This is a genomic window from Luteimonas salinilitoris, assembly GCF_041300785.1.
Taxonomy (GTDB): Bacteria; Pseudomonadota; Gammaproteobacteria; order Xanthomonadales; family Xanthomonadaceae; genus Luteimonas; species Luteimonas salinilitoris.
In genome coordinates, this window is the sequence record NZ_JBFWIB010000003.1 from 322,857 (window position 1) to 329,470 (window position 6,614).

General features: G+C 71.1%; 8 protein-coding genes. 3 read left to right on the forward strand and 5 right to left on the reverse strand.

The genetic code is table 11. The annotated features are described in order from the left end of the window. Nucleotides 1-17: 17 nt before the first annotated feature. The 3 genes from mgtE (at nucleotide 18) to AB5T46_RS08265 (ending at nucleotide 2,561) form a co-directional block, all read left to right on the forward strand. Nucleotides 18-1,379 carry a magnesium transporter gene (gene mgtE, locus AB5T46_RS08255; RefSeq protein WP_370563405.1) on the forward strand — a complete coding sequence of 454 codons (1,362 nt, stop codon included), beginning with the start codon at nucleotides 18-20 and terminating at the stop codon, nucleotides 1,377-1,379. Between the two features lie 114 nt (nucleotides 1,380-1,493). Continuing rightward, nucleotides 1,494-2,315 carry a carboxylesterase family protein gene (locus tag AB5T46_RS08260; RefSeq protein ID WP_370563406.1) on the forward strand — a complete coding sequence of 274 codons (822 nt, stop codon included), beginning with the start codon at nucleotides 1,494-1,496 and terminating at the stop codon, nucleotides 2,313-2,315. Between the two features lie 114 nt (nucleotides 2,316-2,429). Continuing rightward, entirely contained in the window at nucleotides 2,430-2,561 is a 132-nt protein-coding gene (locus AB5T46_RS08265) for a hypothetical protein (protein ID WP_370563407.1), read from the forward strand. Between the two features lie 204 nt (nucleotides 2,562-2,765). Here the strand turns inward: AB5T46_RS08265 and AB5T46_RS08270 are convergent, their stop codons facing one another. The 5 genes from AB5T46_RS08270 to AB5T46_RS08290 all read right to left on the reverse strand — a co-directional run bounded on the left by AB5T46_RS08270 (nucleotide 2,766) and on the right by AB5T46_RS08290 (nucleotide 6,356). Next, complete coding sequence (locus AB5T46_RS08270) at nucleotides 2,766-3,719, reverse strand: aspartate carbamoyltransferase catalytic subunit (RefSeq protein ID WP_370563408.1); 954 nt, start codon at nucleotides 3,717-3,719, stop codon at nucleotides 2,766-2,768. A 138-nt stretch (nucleotides 3,720-3,857) separates the two neighbouring features. Then, nucleotides 3,858-4,316: a Holliday junction resolvase RuvX gene (ruvX, locus tag AB5T46_RS08275; RefSeq protein WP_370563409.1), complete on the reverse strand. Its 459-nt coding sequence runs from the start codon at nucleotides 4,314-4,316 to the stop codon at nucleotides 3,858-3,860. Continuing rightward, the gene (locus AB5T46_RS08280) at nucleotides 4,313-4,879 is read right to left on the reverse strand and encodes a YqgE/AlgH family protein (RefSeq protein WP_370563410.1); all 567 of its coding nucleotides are present in this window, start codon (nucleotides 4,877-4,879) and stop codon (nucleotides 4,313-4,315) included. Before AB5T46_RS08280 ends, ruvX begins: the two co-directional genes overlap by 4 nt. 215 nt (nucleotides 4,880-5,094) lie before the next feature. Beyond that, nucleotides 5,095-5,883 (reverse strand): sterol desaturase family protein, encoded by a 789-nt coding sequence (locus AB5T46_RS08285; protein WP_370563411.1) that lies wholly within the window; start codon nucleotides 5,881-5,883, stop codon nucleotides 5,095-5,097. A gap of 14 nt (nucleotides 5,884-5,897) precedes the next feature. Then, nucleotides 5,898-6,356 carry an FKBP-type peptidyl-prolyl cis-trans isomerase gene (locus AB5T46_RS08290; RefSeq protein ID WP_370563412.1) on the reverse strand — a complete coding sequence of 153 codons (459 nt, stop codon included), beginning with the start codon at nucleotides 6,354-6,356 and terminating at the stop codon, nucleotides 5,898-5,900. Between the last annotated feature and the right edge of the window lie 258 nt (nucleotides 6,357-6,614).

Consider the following 6,614-nt stretch of genomic DNA (forward strand, 5'->3'; position numbering starts at 1 on the left):
GCCAACGGAAGACCCGCATGGCCGAAGCCGCCCGCCACGACAAGACCGCGCGCCAGTTGCGTCTGCTCTCCGACGCGCTCGACAGCGGCCGTCTCGGCCCGGTGCGGCGCCTGGTCAACACGCTGTCGCCCGCCGAGATCGGCAACCTGCTCGAATCGCTGCCGCACGCCAAGCGCATGGTGCTGTGGGGCCTGGTCGATCCCGAGGACGACGGCGAGGTGCTGCTCCACGTCGGCGACGAGGTGCGCGAGAGCCTGATTGCGGACATGGATCCGGACGAGCTCGTCGCCGCCGTCGAGGACCTCGACATCGACGACCTCGCCGACCTGGTCGAGGACCTGCCGGACACGGTCATCGACGAGGTGCTCAAGTCGATGGCGCGCGAGAACCGCGAACGCCTCGAACAGGTGCTCTCCTACGAGGAGGACACCGCCGGCCGCCTGATGAACCCGGACGTGGTGACGGTGCGCGCCGACACCTCGGTCGACGTGGTGCTGCGCTACCTGCGCCTGCGCGGCGAGCTGCCCGAGCACACCGATCACCTGTACGTGGTCAACCGCCGCCACCAGCTGCTGGGCTGGGTGGCGCTGCAGGACCTGGTGACCTGCGAGCCGAACACGCCCCTCAACCACCTGATCGACGACGGCCTGACCGCGCTCCACGTCAACCAGTCCGCGCAGGAGGTGGCGCGCCAGTTCTCCGACCACGACTGGGTCTCGGCGCCGGTGGTCGACGACGGCAACTTCCTGCTCGGCCGCATCACCATCGACGACGTGGTCGACATCATCCGCGAACAGGCCGAACACCAGGCGCTGAGCGCCGCCGGCCTGGACGAGGAGGAGGACCTGTTCTCGCCGATCCGGCGCGCCGTGCGCGGACGCGTGGTGTGGCTGGGCATCAACCTGCTGACGGCGTTCATGGCCGCGTTCGTGATCGGCCGCTTCGAGGCGACGATCGAGCAGGTCGTCGCGCTGGCGGTGCTGATGCCGATCGTCGCCGGCATCGGCGGCAACGCCGGCGTGCAGGTGCTGACCTTGATGGTGCGCGGCCTGGCGCTGGGCCAGGTGGGTGCCAGCAACGCCGGCATCCTGCTGTGGAAGGAGTCGCGCGTGGCACTGATCAATGGGCTGTTGATCGGCGCGCTGGTGGGGACGGTCGCCTACTTCTGGTTCCACGACTGGCTGCTGTCGCTGGTCATCGCCGCGGCGCTGGTGATCAACGTCGGGTCCGCCGCGCTCGCCGGCGTGCTGCTGCCGTTGTTGCTGCGGCGGATGCGGATCGATCCGGCGGTCGCCGGCACGGTGGTGGTCACCGCGGTCACCGACATCATGGGCTTCTTCAGCTTCCTGGGCCTGGCGACGGTCATCCTGCTGCGCTGACGCGGCGCCACAGGCGGTCCCGGCGGCGTTATCGTGTCATTGCGACCGACGGCCGGCGTCGCAACCGGTAAACGCCCCCCGCCCGGCCGGGCCCGAACGAACATGGTGACTCCAATGACCCTGGATTCCCCCGGCGACCGCGCCGGCGCCGCCCTCGCCGCCCTGTTGGCGGCATCCGCGCTGATCGCCCCACTCGCGGCCTACGCCGACGACCCGGCGCCCGACCGCGGGCGCTTTCTCGAGCGCGCGGTGAAGGTCGGCGGACAGCGCCACGCCTACCGGGTCTTCGTGCCCGCGCGCAGCGCCGGCGGCGAGCGGCCGCCGGTGATCCTGTTCCTGCACGGCTCCGGCGAGCGCGGCAGCGACGGCGACAAGCCGACCCAGGTCGGGCTCGGGCCGCACGTCCGGCGCCATGCCGAGGACTTCCCCGCGATCGTGGTGTTCCCGCAGGCGCCCGCGGACACGGAATGGAGCGACAGCGCCGCGATCGCCTGGGCGGCGCTGGATGCGGCGACCGCCGAATTCGGCGGCGACCGCGACCGCACCTACCTGACCGGGATCTCGATGGGCGGCTACGGCACCTGGGAGCTGGCGTTGGCCCAGCCGCGGCGCTTCGCCGCGATCGCGCCGGTGTGCGGCGGCCTGGTCGCGCCGCCACAGCGTCCGTCCCTGCAGGTCGAGGCCGTGACCGGCGAAGCCGATCCGTACACCGCCGCGGCGCAGCGCCTGCGCGATATCCCCGTCTGGATCTTCCATGGCGCGCTGGACGACGTGGTGCTGCCGGAGCAGTCGCGGCGCATGGCCGCGGCACTGAAAGCCGCCGGTGCGACGGATGCGCGCTACACAGAATTCCCGGACGCCTACCACAACAGCTGGGATCCGGCCTATGCGACGCCGGAGCTCTGGCAATGGATGTTCGCCCAGCGGCGGCATTGAACGCGGTCGGACGACCTCCGCCGTAGGAGCGCCCCATGGGCGCGATACCGCGGGCATCTCGCCGCCACTGGATCCGACCACCGGTGCGCCTTCCGGCTCGCGACGGGAGCGCCGATGATGGCCGAGACCGGAAACGCCGCCGGCATCGCGCGCATGGCGCGCTCCTACGAGATGCCGCGGGCATTTCGCCGCCACGCGATTTCGTCCACCGGCATGCCTTCCGGCTCGCGACGGGAGCGCCGATGATGGCGAGCCCGGAAACGCCGCCGGCATCGCGCGCATGGCGCGCTCCTACGAGGGGCGGTGGCAATGGTCGCGCGGCGCAGCGGTCATGCGCGCGATGCCGGCATGTTCCGAGGCGCCGAACGTGGCCGGGGCCCACGCGTCACGCGACATCGCGCGCACGGCGCGTTCCACCGGGCCAGCCATCGTCGGCCCGGCGCATTCCATTCAACGCCCGGCGAGCAGCGTCTCCAGCACGGCCATGCGCACCGCCACGCCGTTGGCCACCTGCCGCAGGATCAGCGATTGCGGCCCGTCGGCGACCTCGTCGTCGATCTCGACGCCGCGATTCATCGGCCCGGGATGCAGCACCGCGGCCTCGGGCGCAGCGCGGCGCAGGCGTGCCGCGGTCAGGCCGTAGGCGTCGTGGTAGGCCCGCAGCGACGGCACCAGCCCCTCGTCCATGCGCTCACGCTGCAGGCGCAGCATCATCACCGCGTCGACGCCCGCGAGCGCGGCGTCGAAATCGTGGCCGACGGTGCACCCGGCCAGGGTGTCGTCGTCGGGCAGCAGCGCGGCCGGTCCGCAGACGCGGATCTCCGACGAGCCGCTGCTGCCGACCCCCAGCGCACGCAGCGCGTGCAGGTCCGAACGGGCGACGCGCGAATGCTTCACGTCGCCGACGATCAGGATCTTCAGCTGCGCAAAGTCCGCGCCCCGGGCCTGGCGCAGGGTCAGCATGTCGAGCAGGCCCTGGGTGGGATGCGCCTGGCGGCCGTCGCCGGCATTGACCAGGACGGTGCCGAGCCCGGCCGCGGCGGCGAGCGCCGCCACCGCGCCGTTCTCGTGGTGGCGGACCACGAACGCGTCGACGCCCATCGCCTCGATGGTCTTCAGCGTGTCGCGGCCGCTCTCGCCCTTGGTGGTGGACGAGGTGGACGCGTCGAAGTTGAGCACGTCGGCGCCGAGCCGTTGCGCCGCGCGCTGGAAGCTCATGCGCGTGCGGGTCGACGGCTCGAAGAACAGCGTGCAGACCGCCCGTCCCGCCAGCGCCCTACTCCCGATGTCGCCGTCGACGATCGCCTGGGCGCGATCGAGCAGCCGCAGCAACATCTCGCGCGGCAGGTGCTCGAGGGTCAGCAGGTGGCGCAGGCGGCCTTCCGGGTCGGTTTGCGAAATCATGCGCTGGATGGACGCCCTTTGATCGTGAACTGCTTCTTTAACCGGCTCCGTAGAGCGGAGCTTGCTCCGCTACGCGGGCTCCGGAGCCGGGACCAGCGGAGCAAGCTCCGCTCTACGGGAGGGGTATGCGGGTGGATTCTAGGATACCGGCGTGGCGTCCCCCGGCGCCGCCAGCCAACGTTCGACGATGATCGCCGCCGCCACCGCATCGAGCGCCGCGGCGTCGCGGCGTCGGCGGCGGCCCTCGGCGCGATCCACGGCGAACCGCTGGGCGGCCTCGACCGAGCTTGCGCGCTCGTCCATCAGCACCACCGGCACGCGGTAGCGGGCATGCAGCTCGTGGGCGAAGTGCCTGGCACGCCGGCGAATCGGCTGGTCGCCGCCGTCGAGCGTCATCGGATCACCCACCACCATGACGTCCGGCCGCCACTCGTCGCGCAAGCGGTCGATGCTGCGCCAGTCCGGCATGTCGTCGTGCACGTCGATCACCGCCAGCGCGCGCGCGCCGTGGCCGAAACCGCTGCCCACCGCCACCCCGATGCGGCGCGCGCCGACATCGAAGCCGAGCACGGTGCCGTCGGCGCGAATGGCGCTCATGCGTGGCCCGCATAGTCGGCCAACCGCTGCATGTCGACGCCGATGCGGCCGGCGGCGGCCTGACAGCGCGCCTCCAGCGGCAGCGCGAACAGCAGTTCGGCATCGGCCGGCGCGGTCAGCCAGCTGTTCTCGGTCAGCTCCTGCTCGAGCTGTCCCGCGCCCCAGCCGGCGCAGCCCAGCGCCACCGCGACCCGCGCCGGGCCCTCGCCACGGGCGATAACTTCCAGCACGTCGCGCGAGGTGGTCACGTACAGGTCGTCGGCGATCGCCAGGCTGGAATCCCAGCCATGGCTGCCGTCGTGGATCACGAAACCGCGCTCCGGATGCACAGGACCGCCGGCCAGGACCGGCTGCGCCCGCAGCAGCGCGTCGTCGCTGTCGATCCCCATCTGCTCGAAGACCTCGCCCAGCGTGTATTCCGACGCCCGGTTGACCACCACGCCCATGGCGCCTTCCGCGTCGTGCTGGCAGATCAGCGCGAGCGAACCGGCGAAGTTCGGATCGGTCAGCGCCGGCAGCGCGATCAGCAGCTGGCTGGCGAGCGGGGTCGGATCGACGGGCATGGCGGCATTCTAGCGGGAAGCCGCGCCAGGCCGCCCTTTCCGTTGCGATGAAATCAGGCCCGTCGCCACGGGCGGTGTAAATGAACAGCCGGCGCATGGGCTCTCGGTCCGTCCTGATGGGCTCGGCTATTCCTTGGCACCGCCCGTGGCGACGGGCCATTCCCCACCGCAGCGGAACGAACTGCCTGGCGCGGCATCGCGCGCATGGCGCGCTCCTACGGGTGCCGCGATGCGCGGGCGGCGAAAGCCTCCAGTTGCGCCCTTGCCGCGTCATCCGGCAGGCGCGTGCCGCACCAGCGGTCCATGAAGTTGAACAGGAAACCGTAGTTGCCGTGATAGCAGGCGTGATGCAGGTGGTGGCGGCGGCTGGCGGCCAGCCAGTGGTCCGGCCCCACGCCGGGCGCGTAGTCGTAGTTGCTGTGCCCCAGGTTGTTCAGCAGCAGGCTCAGCACCGGCAGCGACAGCAGCGCCGCGAAGCTGAAGTCGTGCAGCAGCATCGGCAGCAGGATCACGTTGCCCAGCAGCGCCGCCTCCAGCGGATGGAAGCTGTAGGTCGCGAACGGCGTGGTCACCAGCGAGCGATGGTGCTGTTGGTGGTAGCGGCGCAGCGGTCGCGTATGCAGCAGGCGGTGATTGACGTAGAAGTGGATGTCGTTCCAGACCAGCAGCACCGCGGCCTCGGCGAGGACCCGCAGCGGTCCCGGATCCTGCGCCAGCCGCGCCCAGCCCTGCTGCAGGAACCACCACGGCAGCAGGCTGCCGAGGCCGAAGATCGCGACCGACACCAGCGACGAGGCGATCTCGCCGCGCATCTGGCCGGGCCTGAGCGGGCGCGGATCGATGCGGCGGCCGAGCCCCACCGCCGGCAGCAGGTATCGCGTCGACAGCCAGTTGCCGCCGCAGAACAAACCATAGATCGCGGCGAAGAACGCCAGTCCGGCGACGATCGCGCCGCCTGAGGAGAGTGCGCCGAAGGCATTGCCCAGGGCGACGGTGCCCTCCATCGCCCGTTCGCCGCTCAGCGGAGGCCGAACTGCAGTTCGTCGGGAGTCGCCAGGCGCACGTCGACCACTTCCACCTCGGCCACGAACGGCCGCCCGGCCAGCGGGTTGTTGCCGTCGACGGTGATGGTGTCGCCCTCGACCGCGGTCACCATCACCTGCAGCGGACCGCGCGCGGTCTGCGCTTCCAGCTTGCGGCCGGCCACCGGCTCGCTCTCGCCGGTGAACGTGCTGCGCGGGAGGGTCTGCACCAGTTCCGGGTGGCGTGGCCCGAAGCCGTGCTCCGGCGGGATGGTGACCTCGAACCTGTCGCCGGCGCTCCTGCCCTCCAGCGCCTGCTCCAGGCCGCCTACGATCGCATTGGTGCCGTGGATGTAGGCCAGCGGGTCGTGCCCGTGCGTCGTGGTGATCTGCTGCCCGTGCTCGTCCTTGAGGGTGAAATGGATCGTGCCGACCCGTCGGTTCGCGATTTCCATGGCTTCGTCAGGTAATGGGACCGTGGCCATCTTCGCGCGGCTGTGAATCGCGGCGCAAGTTCGGGGGGCCGGAATTGGTTGGGCTGGGGGCCGGAATCGAGACTCGGAGTTCGGATCCGGGCATTCCGGGCTTCGGCTCCGCAAATGCTTCCCCGGCACGGCAGCCATGTCCGCAACCGCATCATGTTCCTGTGGGAGTGGGGGGGGGGGGGGGGAGGGCCCCCCCCCCCAAAAAAAGGGGGGAAGAGAGAAAGGGGA

Bases quoted from the DNA above. Each gene is read 5' to 3' on its own strand.
- AB5T46_RS08270 (WP_370563408.1), bottom strand. From the start codon at position 3,719: ATGATTTCGCAAACCGACCCGGAAGGCCGCCTGCGCCACCTGCTGACC.
- AB5T46_RS08285 (WP_370563411.1), bottom strand. From the start codon at position 5,883: ATGGAGGGCACCGTCGCCCTGGGCAATGCCTTCGGCGCACTCTCCTCA.
- AB5T46_RS08260 (WP_370563406.1), top strand. From the start codon at position 1,494: ATGACCCTGGATTCCCCCGGCGACCGCGCCGGCGCCGCCCTCGCCGCC.
- AB5T46_RS08290 (WP_370563412.1), bottom strand. From the start codon at position 6,356: ATGGAAATCGCGAACCGACGGGTCGGCACGATCCATTTCACCCTCAAG.
- ruvX (WP_370563409.1), bottom strand. From the start codon at position 4,316: ATGAGCGCCATTCGCGCCGACGGCACCGTGCTCGGCTTCGATGTCGGC.
- AB5T46_RS08280 (WP_370563410.1), bottom strand. From the start codon at position 4,879: ATGCCCGTCGATCCGACCCCGCTCGCCAGCCAGCTGCTGATCGCGCTG.
- mgtE (WP_370563405.1), top strand. From the start codon at position 18: ATGGCCGAAGCCGCCCGCCACGACAAGACCGCGCGCCAGTTGCGTCTG.
- AB5T46_RS08265 (WP_370563407.1), top strand. From the start codon at position 2,430: ATGATGGCCGAGACCGGAAACGCCGCCGGCATCGCGCGCATGGCGCGC.